Here is a 20,916-nt window from a genome sequence, read left to right on the forward strand (position 1 = left end):
CCTATATCGAGATGATGGGGACCGACGCCTCGATCGCCGCACCCATGGTGCGAATGGCTGCAATTTTCGACTCGAACGGTGCCCAATCGTCGCGTTCGTCGATGGCGCTCCAGATCGATTCGATTTCATCGATCAACAAGGTGCACGGCGCGTCGCCCGCGAAGTACGGATGGTCGAGCGCCTCGGGCCTTTTGGCCGCATAATGCGCGATGGCGCTGCGGAAATTGTCGAAGGCACCACCCGCGTAATGCGCTTTGGCCTGCCCGGCCAACGCGTGCCCTTCGCGCGTCATTCCCCCGTACCAATCGAAGAAGAACCGCTCGTAGCCGAGCCCCTTGGCGAGGTCGAGGAAGCCAAAAATGGCATCGACGAGCCGCGCGTCCTCGTCCACCCCGCGCGACGCGAGACCGAGCCGCGCGAGAAATCGCGATTGCATCGCCGAATGAAAAGTATCCTCGAACGATTGCAGCGCAGCGCGAAAATCGCCATCGGGGGCCAGCGGTCGCAAGGCCTCCGCGAGCCGGGCCACGTTCCAGAGCATCACGGTCGGCTGTCGCCCGAACGCGTACATGCCGGTTTCGTCGAAGTAGGCGGCCACGAAGCTCGGATCGTAGGTCGGCAAAAAGCGGTACGGCCCGTAGTCGAAGCTCTCGCCGGTGATCACCATGTTGTCGGTGTTGAGCACGCCGTGCACGAAGCCCGCGGCCATGAAGCTCGCCGCCAAATGCGCGCTCTTTCGGGAGGCGGCCGCCACGAACGCGAGCGCGCGCGCTTCGAGGCCGCTCGCCCCGCGCGCCTCCGGGGTATAGTGCTCGATCGCGTACTCCAGGAGCCGCTCGAGCCGCGGCAAATCCCGCGCATGGGCATGGCGCTGGAAGCTCCCGAAGCGCACGTGCGAGTGGCTCAGACGAACGAGCACCGACGAGCGGGTGGGCGAGGGCTCGTCGCCGCGGAAGAGCATCTCGCCCGTCTCGAAGAGGCTGAACGACTTCGATGTGGGCACCCCCAGCGCCTCGAGCATTTCCGTGGCGAGCACCTCGCGCACGCCACCCTTCAACGTGAGACGTCCGTCCCCTCCGCGCGACCATGGGGTTTGCCCGCTCCCCTTGGTTCCCAAATCGAGCAGCCGACCGTCGTCGTCGCGCAGCTGTGCGAAAAGAAATCCACGCCCATCCCCCAGCGCGGGGTTGTATACGCCGAATTGATGGCCATGGTATCGAAGCGCGAGTGGCGACTCCAAGTTGCCAATTAAGGGTGAAAATTTGGCGAAATGGTCCTCCCAGGCCATGTCGTCGAGATTGCCGAGCCCTACATGCTCGGCCCATCGTTGATTTCGGAAACGAAGGCGATGCGTCGGAAACCGCGCCGGGAGCACCGGATCGTAGAATCCATCGCCCAAGTTGGTGACCACAGGTGCAGGGAGATAGGATGACACGAGCAGCGGAGCTACGCGGGATCGCTCGAACCCGCAACGAGTTGTCGAAAACGGCTCCATCCGTTAAGCTATGGGGCCGGTCGTTTTCCAAGTTCGACCGCCCGTAGGTTTCGCATGGCGGGGCAAAACCGCACGAGCAACGATAATTTTCCGACCACTCAGCAGTCTGCGCTCTTCGGCCTCCGAAGCGCGGACTCCGTTGAGCGGAACCGTTCGCTGGGCCGCCTGGCGCGCGCCTACTGGAAGCCAATCTACAAGTACGTCCGGCTGCATTGGCACAAGGAGCCTGCCGAGGCCGAAGAGATCACCCAAGCCTTTTTTCTTCGCACGATCGACAAGGACACCTTCGCCACCTACGAGCCGGAGCGCGCCCGATTCCGAACGTTTGTTCGCGTTTGTGTGGATCGTTTCGTGCTCGATATCGCGCGACGCGGAGCGGCAAAGAAGCGCGAAGGGGAAATGCGGGCGCTGCAGTTCGATTTTCAGGCGGCGGAAGGGGAGCTCTCGTCGGAGGAGAACCTGGCAGGTGCGGCGGCGCTCGACCCTGAAAAGCTCTTCGAGACCGAGTGGGTCCGCCATGTCTTCGAGATGGCCATCGAAGCGCTCCGCGCGTCCTGCATTCAAAAGGGCAAGGAGATTCACTTTCGCGCGTTCGAGCTGTTTCATCTCGACGATGCCGCGCGTCCTCCTTCGTATGCCGCGGCCTCGGCCGAGCTCGGAATGTCCGTTACCGATTTGACGAATCGACTGAGTTACGCGCGCCGTGAATTTCGTGCCCTCGTGCTGGACATCTTGCGTGAACTCACCGGGAGCGAGCAGGAGCTGCGCAACGAGGCGCGGGCCGTGCTCGGCCTCGAGCTTTGAGCACCTCGTCGAAGGCGTTCGTCGAAGGGCTGCGTGACATCGGGAGCGAGGCGACGATCTTTGCGTCGCGCTTCGAGATCGAGAAGGAAGCCGGCGTCGGGGGGATGGGCATCGTCTACCGCGCCTTCGACCGGGTCACCGGGCGCACGGTGGCCCTCAAGGTCCTGCGCAACGCCGATCCCTCGGCGGTGGAGCGCTTCGCGCGCGAGGCCCAGGCCATCGGGGAGCTCGATCACCCGGCCATCGTCCGCTACTTCGCGCACGGGGTCTCCGAGGAAGGGGAGCCCTACCTCGCCATGGAGTGGATCGAGGGCGAGAGCCTCAGCATCCGCCTCACGCGCATGGCCGACGAAAAGCAGCTGCTCGCGCTGAGCGAGGTGGTCGATCTCGGCCGGCGCCTGGCCGGAGCGCTGGCCGCGGCGCACGCCCGCGGCATCGTCCACCGCGACGTCAAGCCGAGCAACATCTTGCTCATCGGCGGGCAGCTGGGCGAGCCGAAGCTCGTGGACTTCGGGATCGCGCGCGCGAGCACGGCCAAGGACATCACCGCCTCCGACACCGTGATCGGGACGGTCGGGTACATGGCGCCGGAGCAAGCGCACGGCGAAAGCGACATCGACGGCCGCGCGGACCTGTTCTCCCTCGGGTGCGTTCTCTACCGTTGCTTGACGAACACCGAGGTGTTCGAGGGCGCAGGCCCCGTGCGGGTGCTGGCCAAGCTGCTCTTGCACGAGCCGTCCCGCGCGTCCGAGCTGCGGGCCGAGGTGCCGCCCGCGCTGGACGATCTGATCGCGCGCCTGCTGGCCAAGGATCGCGCGAAGCGCCCCGCGACCGCGCAAATCGTGCAGGACGCGCTGGCCCGGCTCGCGGCCGAGGTGGAGACGGGGGTCACGCGCCGCCGCCCATCGTTCGTCCGGGTGCGGCAATACGTGCTGGGCGCCATGGTGCTGGCCTTGGCGGTCGGCTTCTTTTTTTTAGGCGCCATCTTCGATCCGCCCCCGCCGGGGATGACCCCGGTCACGCCGCCCGCACCCGCCCCCACCGGCATCACCGCGCTGCCCGCATCGGCCACCTGCATACAGGGGGCCGCGAGCCTGTACCGGCAAGGCTTGCAGGCGCTGCGCGAAGCCGGTTGGGCGCGGGCGCACCGTCTGTTCGAGCGCGCCGCGGAGCTGGACGGTGCCTGTCCAGAACTTCAGTTCCGGCTGGTCCTCACCGGTGCGTTCCTCTCGCCGCCGCTGGTCGAGCGCGAGCAGCTGCGCCGCGCGGTGGCCGTGCGCGATGCTTTGAGCGAACGCGACCGACTCGTGCTCGATGCGTGGGCCCTCATCGTCGCGTCGGACACCCCGCGCGAAGAAGAGGCGGGGCGCCTCCTCGAGCAAGCGGTGGCCCTTTTTCCCAAGGACGCCGAGCTCCTCGCGCTCACCACCATCCGCAAACTGAACCTGGTTCGCGGGCGAAAAGAGCTGGAAACGGAGCTCGATCGCGTGCGCAGGGCCACCGACGTGGACCCGGGCTACGCCGATGCCTGGCAGCTGCAAGCGCGCATCCTCACGCGCCTCGGTCGGGTCGACGAGGAGCTCACGGCCCTCGAGGCCTGTCTCAAGGTCGCGCCCGGGGCGGTCGACTGCATGCAGGAGCGGGTGATCGCCCTTCGCAACCGCGGCCAGTGCGGCGAGGCCGCCGCCGAGGCCCGGCGCTGGATCTCGTGGGACCCCGAGGAGCCCAAAGCCTACCGCCAGCTCGCATACTGCCTGGCATCCGACCACGCGTCGCGCGCGACGGTCGAAGAGGTGCTCAGCCTCGGCTGGAGCCGGCTGCCGGCCGACGATCGTCTACCGGTTCGGCTGTTTCAGCGCTCGCGGCTCGCGGCCTGGGTGGGCGACTTCGACGATGCGCTGCGCACGTCGGACGAGCTGGAACGCAGCGCCCAGGGCTCGGCCGCCGGCGAGTCGCACTGGCATGCGGCGCATACCTCGCTCGACATCTTGACGGAGGTGGGACAAGCGGCACGGGCCGCGGCGGTCGCCGAGCGGGCGATCGCCCGCAAGGACGTGTGGGTGCGCGGGGACGCTCGGGTCGAAGATGCCAGCTACCTCGAGCCCATGATGTTCGCGACCCAGCTGCACGCAGGTCGGATCACCCTCGACCAATGGCGAGCCTCGAACGATGCGTGGGAAAAGGCGAACATGCATCGGGTCCGCGCCTTCGAGCGCTGGGCCATGAAATGGGGTACGGCCGTAGCCGGTTGGGGCGAGGGGGGCACCACCAAGGTGAAGCTCGATTTGGGCGAGGCGATGAAGCAAGCCCCGGAGGACGACGCGCGGGGCGCGGGGATCGGGGCGCTGAACAGCGGCTTTCATAGCCATGTGCTGGACGCCTACGAGGGGCGGCTTCGCCTCGCCGCGGGGGAGAACGCGCGCGCGGCCACCTTGCTGGAGAGCGCGGCCCGGGCCTGTCAAAGCCTGGATTTTCCCTTCCTCAATGTGCGCGCCCACCTCTGGCTCGGCATGGCCAAAGAAGAGCTGGGGGATGTCGAAGCGGCATGCGGCGCGTACCGTTTCGTACTGGAGCGCTGGGGTCGGTCGAAGCCCGCTTCGGTCTCCGCGCGGGAAGCGGAACGTCGAGCCCGCATTCTCTCCTGCAAATAACGCGAAAAATCAGCGTTCGAACCTTTCGACGAAAGTTGCCTATACGATTCGGACCGGCCTGCGTATGGAACTTCGGAGGTCCTCTTATGTCGGCGGTGACGTCCAAATCAATATCGGACTACGGCAACAGCAATATCTTATTCCGTTCACAATCCCTCCCTCTGTTGTTCGATTGGGTTCGCAAGAACGATGGCCACGCCATCGAAGCCAACGTGCGAAGCCAACTCGAGCTCCCAGAGGCAACGGGCACTCTCCTCAAGGAGATGACCGTTCCACTCCACGTGTACCGCGCGGCGGGCGATTTGACCGCTGAGCTCATGGGCGACGACTTCATCGGTTTGCACGCGGCGGGCGGAACGCCGCGCGGCAGCTTCGGCATTTTGGAGTTCGCTGCGCGCAGCGCCCCCAATGTCGATCAAGCCCTGAAACGAACCGCACGCTATTGGCGCTTGCTCTCGGAGACCATCCGTCTGGAGCTGGAGCGATCGCCAGGCGAGGTCGCTCTCGCATTCCGCATCCCCAACGAGCCGCTGTGCATGGGTCGGCAGGGCAACGAGTTTGCGGCCGGAATTTTCCATCGCTATCTCAACGAGATGACGCAGGTCGGCCTTCACGCGACCCGTGTGGAGTTCGCGCACGCGCCGCCCCGCGAGACGGGGGCGCTCGCCGAGTTCTTCGGCACGACCAACCTGCAATTCGAGTGCGGACGCAACCGTATCGCGTTCGACGAGAGCATCCTCGCGTTGCCCATCCCGGCCAGCGACGAGCGGCTCCTACCCTGGCTCGACGGCTATGCCGACTCCCTGCTCCCCCCCGAGTCGGTGGCTGCCCAAGCCGTCCCCGGTCTGCATCGCCAGATCCGGCACTGCCTACAAGATGGGCGATCGCCCACCGTGGCCGAGGTTGCGCGCCGCCTCCGGGTGAGCTCGCGCACCCTACAGCGCCGCCTGGGCGAGGTGAGCATGTCGTTTTACCGCGTGCTCGAAGAAATCCGACACGAACTGGCCGAGTCCTACCTGCGCGATCCGCGGCTGAGCATCTACGAGATCGCCTTGCGACTCGGCTACGCCAACGAGCGAGGGTTCGAACGTGCCTTCATGAAGTGGCACGGGACGACCCCCCGAGCCTACCGGCGCCAGCTCCCGGCGTTCCAATCGCGCACCCGTTCCTCCCAGCCGCCCGCCGAGTGCGTGCAGGCGGCAGGGTGATCGCGGGCGCGGTCGACTATTTTCTTAGCTCTAACTTGCCCCTCCTTCTTTTGCCTCCCTCGTACGGGGGGAGGCACGAGGAGGAGGGGTCGTGGTTTTTGTGGTACGCTTCACGTTGAAGTGGGGTGTTCCATGCTTGGTGACGGTACGCCAAGGGCAAGGCGGCGCGGGATGCACGTGGCATCGCGTGCGGGCGTGGGGGCGGTCTCTTTCGGGTTCGCGGTGTTTTTGGCGCTCGCACTGGGCGCGGCGGGCTGCCAGCCGCCCAAGGTCGCCCCGCCGGGAACGACGGTGGCGGAGCTCGTGGCCGACGCGCGGGCGCGGGGGCTCCTGTTCGAGAACCCGATGGAACTGAGCCCCGACATGCAGCAGGACGTGGAGCTGGCCATCGGCCGCCGGGGCGAGCCCCGCGAGCGGCTTCACAAGCTGGTTCGCCACCTGAACGATCGCAAGATTGGCTTCGAGCAGGTCCAGGGGGTGTCGTTGCCGGTCAAGCGCGCATACCGCGAGCACCGGGGCGACTGTATGACCTACGCGATGCTCTTCGTCGCGCTGTCGCGTCATCTGGGGCTCGAGACGCACTTCGTTCACGCGAGCCAGGTCCTCTCCTACTACGAGAGCGGCGATTCACTCTTTGCCTCGTCGCATATTGCGGTTGGCTACGGCGAGAGCCCCGGCGAAATCGTGGTCGACTTCTCGCGCGAGTACGACGACTGGCACCTCGCCTCCTACCGCCGCATCGACGACGCGGCGGCCATCTCGCTCTACTTCAACAACGTGGCCGTCTACACCATGAACGAGGGCCGCACGGACCGCGCGCAGCGCATGCTGCAGTTCTTGGTGGACGAGCGCCCGAACCTGGCGGAGCTGCACAACAACCTGGTCGTCACCTACCTCCGCCAAGCCCAATGGAACGAGGCGCTCGACGCGGCGGCGCAGGCGATGAAGCTCTTTCCCAATTACAAGCCGCTCTACACCAACGCCATTCAGGCGGCGGCGTCGGCGGGCAAGCCCGATCTGGCGCGGCGGTTCGAGCTGCGGGCGCAGGAGATCGCGGGGAGCGATCCGCTCTATGTCTTTGCGCGCGGGCTGCAGCACTACCAGCGCACGGAGTATTCGCTGGCGGCCGAGCAGTTCGAGCGGGCGCTGGCGGGGCACAAGGACAGTGTCCTCATCGGCGCGTGGTTGGTGCGGGCGCATCTCTCGGCCGGGCACCGGGAGGAGGGCCTCGATGCGTTCGTCCGCGCGCGCAAGCTCGCGCCGAACGATCGGCGTCTGCAGGAGCTCTCGGAGCGGTTTCCCGAGCTGCGGGGCTTGTGATCCCTCACTCGTAAGGGACGGTCGCGCGCATGGAAGGGCGTTCGGAGAAGCGCTCGTACCAGGCGGCGACCTCGGGGTGACCTCGGCGAAAGTCGCCCGCGACCATCCGGAAATCGAGCCAGCCGAGCATGCACCCGACGGCGATTTGCCCGACGTTCAGGGCGTCGGCCGTGAGGGCGCTCGGGCCTTTGGCGGCGCGTTCGAGCAGGTCGAGACAGCGGTGCACCTTGCCCAGCTGCGCGTCGGTCCAGACGGACCACTGGTACGCGGCCGGGCGAAGCGACTCGTAGCGGCAGAGGATGCCCGCGTCGAGGGCGCCGTCGCCCACGGCTTGCAGGCGAAGGACCTCGAACCTCGGGGCGCCATCGCGCGGGATGAGCGGCGCGCGGTCGTGCAAGGTGTCGAGGTACTCACAGGCGACGCGCGAATCGTAGAGCCATTCGCCATCGTCGGTCTCCAGCGACGGCATTTTGGACAGCGGGTTGCACGCCGACAGCTCCGGATCGGGGGTGGTCGGCATCGTCTTCACCGGGATGCGCTCGATGCGTGGCTCGAGGCCCGTCTCGAGCGCGAAGACGGTGACTTTGCGGACGAAGGGCGACGTGGACGACCAGAAGACGCGCATGCGCGCCATCCTACGCCGGAGCGGCCGCTGCGTCAGCGGGAACGGGGCGGTCGCGGTTCGACGCAGGTGGCTGCAGCGCGACGCAATACCGTTCTCGTACACGTTCCCGTCCCGTACACGTTCCCGTTCCGGAGGACCCCGGAGAGGAGAGCGGGAACGGGAACGTGGACGCGGAGCACGAGAATCTACGTGAATGGCCTGCAGTTAGACGAGGGCGGCGAGCCGGCCGATCGACTCGACCCCGAAGGCGACCACCCCCACCGGGACCCGGCCGCCGGTGGCCTCGATCACCTTGGCGGCGATGGTTGGCCCCAGGGCGCCGCAAAGCTCGATGAGCTGGACGCCGCCTTCGACCAGCCCCACGGCGACCTGCGCGGCACCCTCCGGGGTCGGCACGGCGACGAGGGTCGTCTCGAGGCCATCGTGGTTCAGCACCACGCGATTCGTGGCCGGATCGGAGCCCGGGCCGAGGTAAATGAATCCCCAACTCGAAATCATGTTCGTCGTACCTTTCTCGATTCGCTCGAAATGCTCCCGAACATGTACGGTGCGGCGCCGTGCATGAGAACTGGCGGCCTTTTGGACGCGCTGGTCAACGGAATGGACAATGCTGGACCTGAATCAGGCACTCACATTTGCGATGGTGGCGCGTCATGGCAGCTTTGCGGCGGCGGCGCGCGCGCTCGAGATCCCGCGCTCCACGGTGAGCGCTCGGATCGCGGCGCTCGAAGAGCACCTGGGCGTGCGCCTCTTACGGCGAACGACCCGCCATATGGCGCTCACGGACGAGGGGCGCGCCTATCACGCGACCATCGCGGACGCGGTGGACACGCTCCTCGGCGCCGGCGCCGGCGCGGCCGGGCGCGAGCGGGGCCTCTCCGGGACCATCCGGCTCACCGCGCCCGTCGAATATCCGCAAACGATCTTGAGCCGCGCCATTCGCGCCTTCCGCCGCCGCCACCCGCGCGTTCGATTCGACGTCCTTCTCTCGAACCGAACCTTGGACTTCGTCGCCGACAACATCGATATCGCCATTCGCGGGAGCGCGCCCGGGGGGCCAGGGCGGATCGCCACCAAGCTGGGCGTCATTCCATTCGGCTTGTTCGCGAGCCCGCGCTACCTCGCGGTCCGCGGCCGGCCCGCGCGGCTGGCGGATCTTCGGGAGCACGATCTTCTGCCCTTCGTGGGCCGCGATGGATTGCGCCTTTTGGGACTGTCTTCGTCCGCGCTGCGGGCCGATCGCGCGTCGGGGACGAAGAGCGATGCCCATCGTCCATCGGAGGCGCCCGTCAGCTCCGACAGCATGACCTTCTTGAAGCGCCTCGCGAAGGGCGGCGCCGGCATCGCCATTCTCCCCCTGCACCTTTGCACGGCGTCGCTCCGCCGCGGCACCTTGGTGCATCTCCTCCCCGAGTGGAGCGGCTCCGAAATTTCGTCCACCTTCCTCGTCTTTCCTTCGCGGCGCGACATCAGCCCGCGCGTGCGCGCCTTCGCCGCCTGCCTGCGCGAGGTCGCCACCGCGTTCGCGCCGCCCGCGTTCGCGCCGCCCGCGTGAGCGCGCCGCCGGAGCGCAAAAAAAACGGGGCGCCGCGACCCGGACGGTGCCCCGGTACTGCTCAACGAAGCTGGGATGAAGGCGCGCATTCGGGCCGCGCCGTGGATCAGTTCTCGTCGATGAACTTTTGCGCCAAGGTTTGCCCGAGCTGGGTCGCCTTGGCGTGGCTCTCGATGGGGGACACCTTGGAGTTCTTGAACACGATGTATGTCACGCCGCTGTCGGTGCCGCCGGTGGCCGGATCGGGATCGATGCCGAGCGCTTTGGCGGCCGCGTAGGACGCCTCGCCGATGATCTGCGTGGGGCCCGTATCGCCGACCACCGCGTAGAGGACTTGGTTCTTGTAAATGATGGCCACCACCCCGCCGCCTTGGATGCCGAAGTTCTTGTAGTTCCAAATGTTGCTGGGGCTGGGCACCACCACGTAGGGGAGGGTCTCCGCGTTCAGCGGCTTGCCATCCGATTGATGAAACGCCGTGTCGTTCTGGTACCAGGGATCCGTGTTGATATTGCACTTCGCTGTGGTCTGGCCGTCGCAGTCGATATCCATATCGGCCTTCCAAAAGACCGCGCCGTTCTTGTCACACACGGCGATGCTGGCCGATGTTTCGCTGTCCGTCCTGTATTTGCCATTCGAAATTTGCTTGCAGCTGGTCACCTTGGCCAGCAATTGGGCCGCGGTCGGCCCCGCGGCAGCGGCGCCCGGCTCGCCCGTGAGCGGTTCGTCCTCCGTGGAAATGTTTTCGGCGGGCGCGCTGCTGCACCCGATGGCGCTGACGAGCAAGGTGGAGAAAAGAAACACCCCGTATGCCGCACGATGGGAGCGCAAAAACATGGTGGGTCTCCTTGGTGGCTGCTGCGTTGCGGTGGGCGCGGGGCGACGTTGAAAAAGACCGCCCTTTCGCGCGGATCTATTTGTTAAGAAAGTTTCCTAACTTGTACAAGACTGATCGCACCGATCAGGCACGTGATCGTCTGGATCATGTAGGCGCACTGCGGCGAACCGAGCGCATTGGTCCGATTGTGGCGCGATTGTGCTGAAATTTCGCGCAATGGCCAATTGGTATCGCCATTGCTCTAGCCATCGCGACGTGATTGCACATCGAACCGCCGTCGCCTCGAGCCATCGTCGCCTCGGACCGCTGCCGCCTCGAGCCGCCGCCGCCTCGAGCGGCCGTCGCCTCGAGCACCCCACCAGGAGCGCGCCATGATCCGTAAATTCTCATCGTCTTCGCCGGCCTCGATGGTCACGTCGGGAGGCTTTGCCGGCAAGCGCCTGGAGGTCGACCCATCGAGCGACTTCGATTCCACCTCACCGGAACCCATCGACGACGCCATCGCGTCCGATTGGATCACGGGCACCTTCCGATTCGGCCGCCCGCGAAAGCCCATCGCCGGGCGACCCAAGAGGCGCTTCGGGGCAGGGATTCGATGTGCATGATCTCCGTACCGCGAGCGTGAGCGGGCGGCGAGCGATGAGCGGTGACGATCCGACCCGACACGCGATCGTCCCGCTCGGTGCCCTGGGAGTCCGGCACTTGGAGGGCTCGCCGCTCGCTTACGCTCGCGGTACGGAGACTCGACGCGTAGCACACGCACACGTGGCGCGCCGTTCGATCCCTTCGCGCGTCACGTGAGGTGGAGTTTTTTCAGCGCCGCCTGCACCGAGGTGGGAAAGTCTTCTTCGGCGAGGTTCACGTTGCGGGTCGGCCGCGCCCAATCCTGACCGGGGGCGCCTTCGTCGGCCATCCTCGCCAATGCGGCCCTAGGCGGCCCCGATTTGCGCTACGCACACGATGTGAAGCTCACGCAGCTCAATGCGCTCCTGGCGTTCGTGACGGTGGCCGAGAAGCGCGGATTTTCGGCGGCGGCGCGGGCGCTCGGGGTTTCGGCTTCGGCGCTGAGTCAGTCGGTGCGGTCGCTGGAGGATCGGGTGGGTGTGCCTCTTTTGGTGCGCACCACGCGGAGCGTCAATGTGACGGAGGCCGGGAGGCGGCTCTTGGAGCGGAGCGCGGGTGGGTTGCGCGAGGCGCTCGATGCCATCGACGAAGCGGCGAGCCGAGGAGGGGAGGTGCAGGGCAAGCTCCGGATCAGCGTCCCTGGGATTACGATCCCCATCCTCGTCGAGCCGCTGCTGCCCTTGCTCGTGCAGTCGCACCCGGGGCTCGAGCTGGAGATCAGCGTCGATGACCGCTTCGTCGATTTGATCGCCGAGGGCTACGACGCGGGCTTCCGTTTGGGCGAAGCGATCCACAAGGACATGGTGGCCATTCGCGTCACCCCGCCTTTTCGGTTCGTGGTCGTGGGCTCGCCCGCGTATTTGACCCGCAAAGGCCGGCCCAAAAAGCCGCGCGATCTGCTGAAGCACGAGTGCATCGGCTACCGCGGTATGACCTCGGGCGCCCTCTATGCGTGGGAGTTCCAACAAGGAAAACGCGAGCTGGAAATCGCCACCCGCGGCTCGGTCGTCTGCAACGACGCGCGCATCATGGTCGCGGCCGCGCTTCGCGGGCTCGGGCTCGCCTACCTCCACGAACAGGCCGTCGCCGCCCACCTCGCGGAGGGCCGCCTCGAGATCGTCCTCGAGGCGTTCGCGCCCTCCGTTCCGGGCCTCTTCCTGCATTGCCCCGCGCGCGCCCAAACCATCCCCAAGGTGCGCGCGCTCATCGACGCGCTTCGCGCCCTCGCGTCTTCGCCGTAGCCCGGGTGAGGTCGCGCCGTCATCGCAAGATATGGCGCGCTAGGTCGACGGGCCGCCCAGCGCCTGATCCACTTGCGGATCGCGCAGCCGGTCGGTGAACCAGTTGGGGTAGTACGACGCGTGCGGGCTGCGCTCGTCGAGGGTCTTCATTTCGGCGGCCGAGAGCTTCACCTGGAGGGCGCCCAGGTTGTCCTCGAGCTGGTGCATCTTGCTGGCGCCGAGGAGCAGGGTGCCCACGCCGGCCTTTTGCAGCAGCCACGCCAGCGCCACCTGCGCCACCGACGCTTGGTGGACTTGGGCGATGGGGCGCATGGCCTCGACCAGCTGAAAGCCGGCTTCTTTGTCGAAGGGCAAAAAGTCGAAGCCCGACAATCGATTGTTCTGGTCCTGCAGGTTCTCGCGCGTGTACTTGCCCGACAAGAACCCCGAGGCGAGCGGGCTCCAAATCAGGGTGCCGATGCCGGCGTCGCGCACGAACGGCAGCACCTCGTGCTCCAGATCCCGACCCACCAGCGAGTAATACATCTGCGCGGCGACGAATCGCGCCCAGCCATGGCGCTCCTGCAGGCCCACGGCCTTTGCCGCTTGCCACGCGGCCCAGTTGGAGTACCCGACGTAGCGCACCTTGCCTGCGCGAACGAGCGAGTCCAGCGCCTCCAAGGTCTCCTCCAGAGGCGTGATGGGATCGAAGCGGTGCACGATGTACAGGTCGATGTAGTCGGTGCCCAGCCGGGTCAGGCTCGCGTCGCACGAGCTCAGAATGTGCCGGCGCGACAGGCCCGTTTGCAGCAAATTCGCGCCCGAGCGCATGCCCACCTTGGTGGTGAGCACCACCTCCTGCCTCCGCGTGCCCAGCACCTGCCCCAAGATCCGCTCGGATCCGCCGTCGGCGTACGCATCGGCCGTGTCGAAGAAGTTGATGCCCGCGGCCAGGGCCCGGTCGACCAGGGCACGCGCGTTTCCTTCGTCGACTTTGTAAATGGAGGGGATGTTGCCTGAGCCGAAGGTCATCGCGCCAAAAGCAAGGCGCGAAACGACGAGACCGGTGTTTCCCAAGCGCGTGTATTCCATGAAGAAGTATCCTTTCCAGTGACCTGGACGGCGCGCCATTCGAGGCGCCCCGCCGTCCGAGCCGGGTGAACTTTGGCCCCGTTCGACTTCAAGGAGAAGACCCGAATGCTGCAAGCATCGTTAAGGCGTCCTTCAAGGCGAAACGAATTGAGCTTGCAGGAAATCTTTCGCGGCCGCAGAACGTACATACTGCGGGCGCACGTGCACCCCAGAGAGAAACCGTGAAGAAACTCGGAAGGACCTTCGGAGGCTGGCCATGACCGCGAGACAAAAGATCGAGGCGCTTACGAACAGCTGGTATGGCTTTACAGCGTTCTCGGCCTTGTTCGCCATTCTGGAAAAAGGGCTCGGGTTCTTCACCCTGGCGTGGGGGTTCATCTGCTTTCTCGCCTCCCTGACCTTCGTGTTCTTCATCGGCCGCCGCCTCCTGGCCAAGGGCGCCGTCACCCGCTTCATCCTCTTGATCTGGTCGGGCTGCGGCACCCTGTTCGGAACGATCGCAGCCGGAAAGCTCGTGCTCTCGTTCTTCGGCGAGCTCTCGTTCGCGGCGCTGCTCGCCGCCGGCATGGCCGTGGCCACCGCCTACATGCATGTGCGCTCCTTCCGCGTCCTCACCGACAGCTCGGTGCGCGCTTATTTCAATTCCTGATTCGCGCGCGGATTGGCTTCGAACGACGAAGCCGTGATTCGCTCGAGCTACTCGAAACGCTCGCGCTCCAAAATGCGGGACGCCGCCGGGTGTGATCCTTGACACCCCATCGGCTGTCCCGCATATCTATTTCCATTGACCGGGACAGTGTCCCGTTAATCGGGACAGCGCCCGTTCACCCAAAAACAAGCCGTCCGCCAAAAGCATCTCCTCGCGTGCGGGGTTCGGAGAAGGCCATGGATCTGAATTTCACAGCCGAAGAGCAGGCATTTCGCGACGAGGTGCGCGCGTTCGTGCGCGCGAATCTGCCGCCCGCGTTGTCGGAGAAGGTGCTTCACGCCAAGCACCTCACCAAGGACGACACCCTCGAATGGCACCGCATCCTCCACCGCAAAGGCTGGATTGGTTACAGCTGGCCGCGCGAGTTCGGCGGCACCGGGTGGAGCCCCGTGGAGCGCCATATCTTCGAGGAGGAGTGTGCCCTCGCGGGCGCGCCCACGCTCTTGCCCTTTGGCCTGCACATGGTCGGCCCGGTCATCATGGCCTTTGGCAGCCCCGCCCAACACCAGCGATTCTTACCGCGCATTCTGTCGGGTGACGATTGGTGGTGCCAGGGCTACTCGGAGCCCGGCTCCGGCTCGGATCTCGCGTCGCTCCAAACGCGCGCCGAGCGCAGAGGCGATCGCTACGTGGTCAACGGCGTCAAGACGTGGAACACCTTGGGCCAATATGCCAATTGGATCTTCTGCCTGGTGCGCACCGATCCTCAGGCGCGGCCGCAGGCGGGGATCTCGTTCTTGCTCATGGAGATGAGCTCACCCGGGATCGAAGTGCGCCCCATCCGCATGCTCGACGGCGCCCACGAGGTGAACGAGGTGTGGCTGGAGAACGTGGAGGTGCCGGTGGAGAACCTCGTCGGCGAGGAGAACAAAGGCTGGACGTACGCCAAATACCTCCTCGGCCACGAGCGCACCGGCATCGCCGCCGTGGGCCGCTCCAAGCGCGAGCTGCTCCGGCTCAAACGCATCGCCAACGAGCAGCGCCAAGGCGGCCGCCCGCTCCTCGAAGATCCGCGCTTCCGCGATCGCATCGCGCAGATCGAGATCGAGCTGATGGCGCTGGAGATCACCTGCCTCCGCGTGCTGGCCGCCGAATCGGAGCGGCGCCATCGGCCGGCGCCCGAGGCGTCGCTGCTCAAGATTCGGGGCTCGGAGATTCAGCAATCCATCTCGGAGCTGATGCTCCTGGCCGTGGGGCACCATGCGATGCCGTATTTGCCGGACGCCCTGGAGGCCGGGTGGGAGCCCGATCCCTTGTTGGACGACTCCCATGCATCCCTCGCCGGGCGCTATTTCAACGAGCGCAAGGTGACCATTTACGGCGGCTCCAATGAAATTCAACGAAACATCATCGCCCAGATGATCCTCGGGCTCTAGGCGCGGCGCCCAGGGAGATCCACCGACCATGGACTTTCAATTCACCGAAGAGCAAAAGCAGCTGCGCGATGTCCTCGATCGCTTCATCGCCAAAGAATACGGCTTCGAGACGCGCCGTCAGATCGTGAAAGAGCCGCTGGGGTTCCGGCGCGCGACCTGGGAGAAGTTCGCGGAGCTGGGCCTGCTCGGGCTCACCATCCCCGAGGCCCACGGAGGGTTCGGCGGCGGCGCGGTGGACACGCTCCTCGTCATGGAGGCCTTCGGCCGCGGGCTGGTGGTCGAGCCGTACCTGTCCTCCGTCGTCCTCTCGGGCGGGCTCTTGCGCGAATTGGGGAACGAGGCGCAAAAGAGCGAGCTCTTGCCGGCCATCGCCGCGGGGCAAAAGCTCTTTGCGTTTGCCCACTACGAGCAAGGCAGCCGCTACGAGCTGGAGCACGTGTCCGCGCGCGCCGCACGCAAAGGCCCCGCCCAGTACGCGCTCACCGGCAAGAAGACGGTGGTCCTGCACGGCGGGAGCGCCGATCGCTTCATCGTCTCCGCGCGCACCTCGGGCGAGGCGGGCGACGCGGAGGGGATATCGCTGTTCCTCGTCGATGCCCGCGCGCCCGGGGTGAGCCTTCGCGACTACCCCACGCAAGACGGACAGCGCGCGGCCGAGGTGGCGCTGGACGCGGTGACCGTCGCGGACGAGGCGCGCCTCGGCGAGGAGGGGCGGGCGCTCCCGGGCATCGAGCGGGTCGTCGATTTTGCCATCGCGGCGCTGTGCGCGGAGGCGGTGGGGTGTATGGGCGCGCTCAACGCGCAGACCCTCGAGTACGTAAAGACGCGCAAGCAGTTCGGCGTGCCGATCGGCAAGTTCCAGGTCCTGCAGCACCGCATGGCCGACATGTTCATCCACACCGAGCAAGCGCGCTCCATGTCGTATCTGGCCGCGGTCAAGGTCCACGCTTCGGATCCGGCGGAGCGGCGCCGCGCCCTCTCGGCGGCCAAAGCTCTGGTCGGACAATCGAGCCGCTTCGTGGGCCAACAGGCGATCCAATTGCACGGCGGCATGGGGGTCACCGACGAGCTGGAGGTCAGCCACCATTTCAAGCGGCTCACGGCCATCAATTTGACCTTCGGTGACGCCGAGCACCACCTGGCTCGCTTCAGCGACCAAATGGAACGCCGGGGGCGGGTCGATGGATAAGATCATCGACCGGCGCGATCTCGACTTCGTCCTCTACGATCTCTTGCAGGTCGAAGAGCTCACGCGCTACCCGCGCTTCGCCGAGCACTCGCGCCAGACCTTCGCCAGCGCCATCGGCACCGCCCTCGCGATCGCCGAGCAGAAGTTCGCCCCGTGCAACCGCAAATGCGACGCCAACGAGCCGCACTTCGACGGGGAGCGGGTCCACGTCATCCCCGAGGTGAAGGAGGCGATCGACGCCTTCGCCCAGGCTGGCTTCATCGCCGCCATGTACGATGAAGCGCAAGGCGGCATGCAGCTGCCGTATTGCGTCACCCTGGCGTGCTACGCCATCTTCCGCGGCGCCAATGTGGCGGTCGACGCGTACGCCACCCTCACCGCCGGCGCCGCCGATTTGATCCACGAGTTCGGCTCGCCCGAGCAGAAAGCGCGCTACCTCGCGCCCATGCTCACCGGCCGCTATTTCGGCACCATGGTGCTCACCGAGCCGCAGGCCGGATCGTCCTTGGCCGACGTGGAGACCTCCGCCACCCCGCGGCCCGACGGCACCTACGCCATCAAGGGGAACAAGATCTTCATCTCCGGCGGCGATCACGAGCTCTCGGACAACATCGTGCACATGGTGCTCGCCCGCATCCCGGGCGCGCCGCCCGGGGTCAAAGGCATCTCGTTGTTCATCGTCCCCAAGTATCGGGTCGACTCCGAAGGGCGCCTCGGCGCCAAGAACGACGTGGCGCTCGCGGGGCTCATTCACAAAATGGGCTACCGCGGCACCACCTCCACGATGCTCAACTTCGGTGAGAACGACGGGTGCGCGGGCGAGCTGGTGGGCGAGCCCCATCGCGGCCTCACGTACATGTTCCAGATGATGAACGCCGCGCGGGTCGGCGTGGGCCTCGGCGCCGCCATGCTCGGCTACACGGGCTACCTTCACGCGCTCGATTATGCGCGCGAGCGTCTCCAAGGAAGGTCCGGCAAGGATCCGCACGCGCCGCCGGTGCCCATCATCCGCCACGCCGACGTGCGGCGCATGCTGCTCGCGCAAAAGGCGTACGTGGAGGGCGCGCTCGCGTTGTGCCTCTACGCCGGGCTCCTGGTCGACCGGCAAAAGTACGCGGCCACCGACGAGGAGCGCCGCGAGGCGCGGCTCTTGCTCGATCTGCTGACGCCCATCGTGAAGACATGGCCCTCGCGCTACGGCGTGGAGGCCAACAGCCTGGCGATTCAGGTGCACGGCGGCTACGGGTACACGCGCGAGTACGCCGTCGAGCAGTTTTTCCGCGACAACCGCCTCAACGAGATCCACGAGGGCACCAGCGGAATCCAAGCGCTCGACCTCCTGGGCCGCAAAGTGATCGCCGAGAACGGCGCGCCCCTGCGGCTCTTCGGGCGCGCCCTCGCCGAGACGGTCCTCGCCGCGCGCGGCTGCGAGGACGCGGAGCTCGCGCAGCACGCCGCGCACCTGTCCGATGCGTGGGAGCGCCTCGTGGAGACCACGCGGGTCCTCGGCGGCGCCATGGCCAAGAACCCGGAGCTGGGGCTGGCCAATGCGAGCGTCTACCTCGATATGTTCGGTCATACGGTGATGGCTTGGATTTGGCTGAAGCAGGCCCTCGTGGCGTGGCCAAAGCGGTCGGCGGACGGGGCGGAGGGCGACTTTTACCGCGGTAAGCTCGGGGCAGCGCGGTACTTCTTCCATTGGGAGCTCCCCAAGACGGGACCCCAACACACGCTCTTGCGCAGCCTGGACACGAGCTGCCTCGAGATGCAGGAGGGTTGGTTCTGATGAATACGCACGACATGTCCCATATCGTCACCGAGGTCGCCGACGGGGTGCAGCGCATCGAGATTCGCCGCCCCGAGAAGAAGAACGCGCTCACCCAGGCCATGTACGCGGGCATGGCCAAGGCGCTGGCGGAGGCCGAGCGCGATCGCGCCGTGCGCGTCATCCTCATCCACGGCCAGCCGCAGATCTTCACCAGCGGCAACGACATCGCCGACTTCCTGCAGCACCCGGAGGCGGCCACCGAGGACGCGCCCGTCTTTCAGTTTTTGCGAAACTTGATGTACGCCAAGAAACCCGTTTTGGCGGCGGTGACCGGGGCGGCCATTGGGATCGGCACCACCCTGCTCCTTCATTGCGACTACGTCATCGCGGGCCAAGGCGCGGAGTTCGCGATGCCCTTCGTCAACTTGGCGCTGTGCCCGGAGGCCGGATCCAGCCTCCTGCTCCCGCTGTTGGTCGGGCAGAAGCGGGCCAGCGAGCTGCTCCTCTTCGGCGACAAATTTTCGGCCGAGGAGGCGCTCTCCATGGGCTTGATCAACAGCGTGGTGGCCGACGTGGACGTGGGCACGCACGCCATGGCCAAGGCCCGCACCCTGGCCCAAAAGCCGCGCGCCGCGCTGCTCGCCACCAAGTCGCTGCTCAAGGCCAAGCTCGTTCCGCAGATCGAAAAGGCGATGATCGAGGAGGCCCACGAGTTCGGCGACCGGCTGGCCTCGGCCGAATCCAAAGAGGCGCTCACCGCCTTCCTCGAGAAACGCCGCCCCGACTATTCGCGTTTTCAATGAAGGAGGCATTCCATGCTCGTTCAGCAATATCTCCCCAAGGATCTCTTCCGAGGTAAGACCGTCTTCGTGACCGGGGGTGGCAGCGGGATCAACCTCGGCGTCGCCCGCAACTTCGCGGCCCTGGGCGCGAGCTTGGCCATCTGCGGGCGCACCCAGGAGAAGCTCGATCGCGCGGCCGCCGAGCTCGCGGCGCTGAGCGCGCACCTCGGCGGCAAGGTGCTCCCGGTGGCCGCCGACGTGCGCGACTACGCGGCGCTGGAAAAGGCGCTGGGCCGCACGGAGGCGGAGGTGGGGCCGGTGGACGTCCTGGTGTGCGGCGCCGCCGGCAATTTCCTCTGCCCCGCGGAGGACTTGAGCCCCAACGGGTTCAAGGCGGTCATCGACATCGATTTGCTCGGCTCCTTCAACGCGTCGCGCGCCGCCTTCGAGCAATTGAAGAAGACGCGCGGCTCCATCCTGTTCATCTCGGCCGGCCAGTCGTTCATGCCGCACGCCTTCCAGGTGCACGTGGGGGCCGCCAAGGCGGGCATCGATAATTTGATGAAGAACCTGGCGCTCGAGTGGGGCCGCTACGGAATCCGTAGCAACACCATCGTGCCCGGGCCCATCGAGGACACAGAGGGCATGCGCCGTCTCTCGTCGCCCGAGCACGATACGCGCGCCAAGGGCGCGATCCCCCTCGGGCGGTATGGCACGGTGGACGAGATCGGTCACGCGGCGGTGTTCCTGGCGTCGCCGTTCGCCGCGTACATCACCGGCACGGTGCTCTCGGTCGACGGCGGCTCCAACTTGATCGGCTCCGCGCTGTGGAACCAAGCGGTGGAGTCCCTGGTACCGCGCAAAGGGTCGGGCAAGGCCCCGCCCGGATCCTGACGGCGTCATGGGCGACATTCTTCTGATCCGGCACGCGCAAGCGTCGTTCGGCAGCGCGAACTACGATTGCCTCTCCGAGCTGGGGCTCGAGCAATCGCGCCTGCTCGGGCGCTGGCTCGCGCGCCGCGGACGCACCATCGATAGGGTGGCGATGGGCCATATGCAGCGCCATCGCCAGACCGCCGAGGCGGCCCTGGCCGAGCTGCCCACGGAGCTTCGAGGGACGGAGGCGCCCATCGTCGACGCGGGCTTCGACGAGTTCGACGGCGACCATGTCCTCACACGCTACCGGCCCGAGCTCGCCGAGCGAAGCGCGCTCGCGCAGCACCTGGCCCAGAGCTCGCACCCGTACCGCGCCTTTCAGGAGCTGTTCGAGGGCGCGGTGGAGCGCTGGGTGGCCGGCCAGCACGACGGCGAGTACCGCGAATCGTGGAACGCCTTCCGCGCCCGCTGCGTGTTGGGGCTCGAGCGCCTGGTGCAGGGCGCGGGGCCCTCGCGCACCCTCGCCGTCTTTACGTCGGGCGGCCCGATCACGGCCATCTGCCAGCACTTGCTGGAGCTGCCCGATCGGCGCGCGTTCGATCTCAATTGGCCCATGGCCAACAGCGCGGTCACCGCCCTGCGCTATCGCCCCGATCGAATCAGCCTCAATTACCTCAACAACTTTTCGCACTTGGAACGCGCGGGGCAGCCGCCGATCGTCACCTACCGATAGTGGCATCGGGTGGACCCTTTGGCCCGCGCACCCATGGAGCGCCCGGGAAGGAA

At 66.5% G+C, this 20,916-nt stretch carries 19 protein-coding genes; 14 read left to right on the top strand and 5 right to left on the bottom strand.

Features of this window, described 5'->3' with window-relative positions:
- Window position 1 precedes the first annotated feature (1 nt).
- The gene (locus LZC94_15145) at window positions 2-1,435 is read right to left on the bottom strand and encodes a YdiU family protein (protein WXB18563.1); all 1,434 of its coding nucleotides are present in this window, start codon (window positions 1,433-1,435) and stop codon (window positions 2-4) included.
- A gap of 114 nt (window positions 1,436-1,549) precedes the next feature.
- Between LZC94_15145 and LZC94_15150 the strand changes: the two genes are divergently transcribed.
- The 4 genes from LZC94_15150 to LZC94_15165 all read left to right on the top strand — a co-directional run bounded on the left by LZC94_15150 (window position 1,550) and on the right by LZC94_15165 (window position 7,478).
- On the top strand, window positions 1,550-2,299 hold the full coding sequence (locus tag LZC94_15150) for a hypothetical protein (protein WXB18564.1): 750 nt from the start codon (window positions 1,550-1,552) through the stop codon (window positions 2,297-2,299).
- A complete protein-coding gene (locus LZC94_15155) occupies window positions 2,296-4,950 on the top strand; it encodes a protein kinase (protein ID WXB18565.1) in 2,655 nt (884 codons plus the stop codon). Before LZC94_15150 ends, LZC94_15155 begins: the two co-directional genes overlap by 4 nt.
- A gap of 164 nt (window positions 4,951-5,114) precedes the next feature.
- Window positions 5,115-6,158, top strand: coding sequence for an AraC family transcriptional regulator (locus LZC94_15160; GenBank protein WXB18566.1), 1,044 nt, complete (start codon window positions 5,115-5,117; stop codon window positions 6,156-6,158).
- A 171-nt stretch (window positions 6,159-6,329) separates the two neighbouring features.
- Window positions 6,330-7,478 carry a hypothetical protein gene (locus LZC94_15165; protein WXB18567.1) on the top strand — a complete coding sequence of 383 codons (1,149 nt, stop codon included), beginning with the start codon at window positions 6,330-6,332 and terminating at the stop codon, window positions 7,476-7,478.
- Window positions 7,479-7,482: 4 nt separating this feature from the next.
- On the opposite strand, the gene LZC94_15170 is transcribed toward LZC94_15165, so the two are convergent.
- On the bottom strand, window positions 7,483-8,103 hold the full coding sequence (locus tag LZC94_15170; protein ID WXB18568.1) for a glutathione S-transferase N-terminal domain-containing protein: 621 nt from the start codon (window positions 8,101-8,103) through the stop codon (window positions 7,483-7,485).
- A 204-nt stretch (window positions 8,104-8,307) separates the two neighbouring features.
- Window positions 8,308-8,601: a DUF6506 family protein gene (locus LZC94_15175; protein WXB18569.1), complete on the bottom strand. Its 294-nt coding sequence runs from the start codon at window positions 8,599-8,601 to the stop codon at window positions 8,308-8,310.
- A 109-nt stretch (window positions 8,602-8,710) separates the two neighbouring features.
- Between LZC94_15175 and LZC94_15180 the strand changes: the two genes are divergently transcribed.
- Window positions 8,711-9,658, top strand: a complete 948-nt coding sequence (locus tag LZC94_15180; GenBank protein ID WXB18570.1) for a LysR substrate-binding domain-containing protein — start codon at window positions 8,711-8,713, stop codon at window positions 9,656-9,658.
- A gap of 106 nt (window positions 9,659-9,764) precedes the next feature.
- Here the strand turns inward: LZC94_15180 and LZC94_15185 are convergent, their stop codons facing one another.
- Window positions 9,765-10,493 (bottom strand): glycoside hydrolase family 75 protein, encoded by a 729-nt coding sequence (locus LZC94_15185; GenBank protein ID WXB18571.1) that lies wholly within the window; start codon window positions 10,491-10,493, stop codon window positions 9,765-9,767.
- A gap of 372 nt (window positions 10,494-10,865) precedes the next feature.
- Here LZC94_15185 and LZC94_15190 point away from each other — a divergent pair, with 372 nt between their 5' ends.
- Both LZC94_15190 and LZC94_15195 read left to right on the top strand, forming a co-directional pair.
- Window positions 10,866-11,099 (top strand): hypothetical protein, encoded by a 234-nt coding sequence (locus LZC94_15190; protein WXB18572.1) that lies wholly within the window; start codon window positions 10,866-10,868, stop codon window positions 11,097-11,099.
- Window positions 11,100-11,438: 339 nt separating this feature from the next.
- Window positions 11,439-12,359: a LysR family transcriptional regulator gene (locus LZC94_15195; GenBank protein ID WXB18573.1), complete on the top strand. Its 921-nt coding sequence runs from the start codon at window positions 11,439-11,441 to the stop codon at window positions 12,357-12,359.
- Between the two features lie 39 nt (window positions 12,360-12,398).
- Here LZC94_15195 and LZC94_15200 read toward each other — a convergent pair whose 3' ends face one another.
- Entirely contained in the window at window positions 12,399-13,430 is a 1,032-nt protein-coding gene (locus LZC94_15200; protein ID WXB18574.1) for an aldo/keto reductase, read from the bottom strand.
- Between the two features lie 256 nt (window positions 13,431-13,686).
- On the opposite strand from LZC94_15200, the gene LZC94_15205 reads away from it, so the two are divergent.
- From LZC94_15205 to LZC94_15235, 7 genes are all read left to right on the top strand, one after another.
- Entirely contained in the window at window positions 13,687-14,079 is a 393-nt protein-coding gene (locus tag LZC94_15205) for a hypothetical protein (protein WXB18575.1), read from the top strand.
- Between the two features lie 236 nt (window positions 14,080-14,315).
- A complete protein-coding gene (locus tag LZC94_15210) occupies window positions 14,316-15,515 on the top strand; it encodes an acyl-CoA dehydrogenase family protein (protein ID WXB18576.1) in 1,200 nt (399 codons plus the stop codon).
- A gap of 28 nt (window positions 15,516-15,543) precedes the next feature.
- On the top strand, window positions 15,544-16,704 hold the full coding sequence (locus tag LZC94_15215) for an acyl-CoA dehydrogenase (protein ID WXB18577.1): 1,161 nt from the start codon (window positions 15,544-15,546) through the stop codon (window positions 16,702-16,704).
- Window positions 16,697-18,490: an acyl-CoA dehydrogenase gene (locus tag LZC94_15220; protein WXB18578.1), complete on the top strand. Its 1,794-nt coding sequence runs from the start codon at window positions 16,697-16,699 to the stop codon at window positions 18,488-18,490. The genes LZC94_15215 and LZC94_15220 overlap by 8 nt, the downstream gene beginning before the upstream one ends.
- Entirely contained in the window at window positions 18,490-19,275 is a 786-nt protein-coding gene (locus LZC94_15225; GenBank protein ID WXB18579.1) for an enoyl-CoA hydratase, read from the top strand. The genes LZC94_15220 and LZC94_15225 overlap by 1 nt, the downstream gene beginning before the upstream one ends.
- 12 nt (window positions 19,276-19,287) lie before the next feature.
- Complete coding sequence (locus tag LZC94_15230) at window positions 19,288-20,148, top strand: SDR family oxidoreductase (GenBank protein ID WXB18580.1); 861 nt, start codon at window positions 19,288-19,290, stop codon at window positions 20,146-20,148.
- 7 nt (window positions 20,149-20,155) lie between these two features.
- The gene (locus tag LZC94_15235) at window positions 20,156-20,863 is read left to right on the top strand and encodes a histidine phosphatase family protein (protein ID WXB18581.1); all 708 of its coding nucleotides are present in this window, start codon (window positions 20,156-20,158) and stop codon (window positions 20,861-20,863) included.
- The last annotated feature ends 53 nt before the right edge of the window (window positions 20,864-20,916 follow it).

The sequence above is a fragment of the Sorangiineae bacterium MSr11954 genome (assembly GCA_037157815.1).
Lineage (GTDB): Bacteria > Myxococcota_A > Polyangia > Polyangiales > Polyangiaceae > Pendulispora > Pendulispora albinea.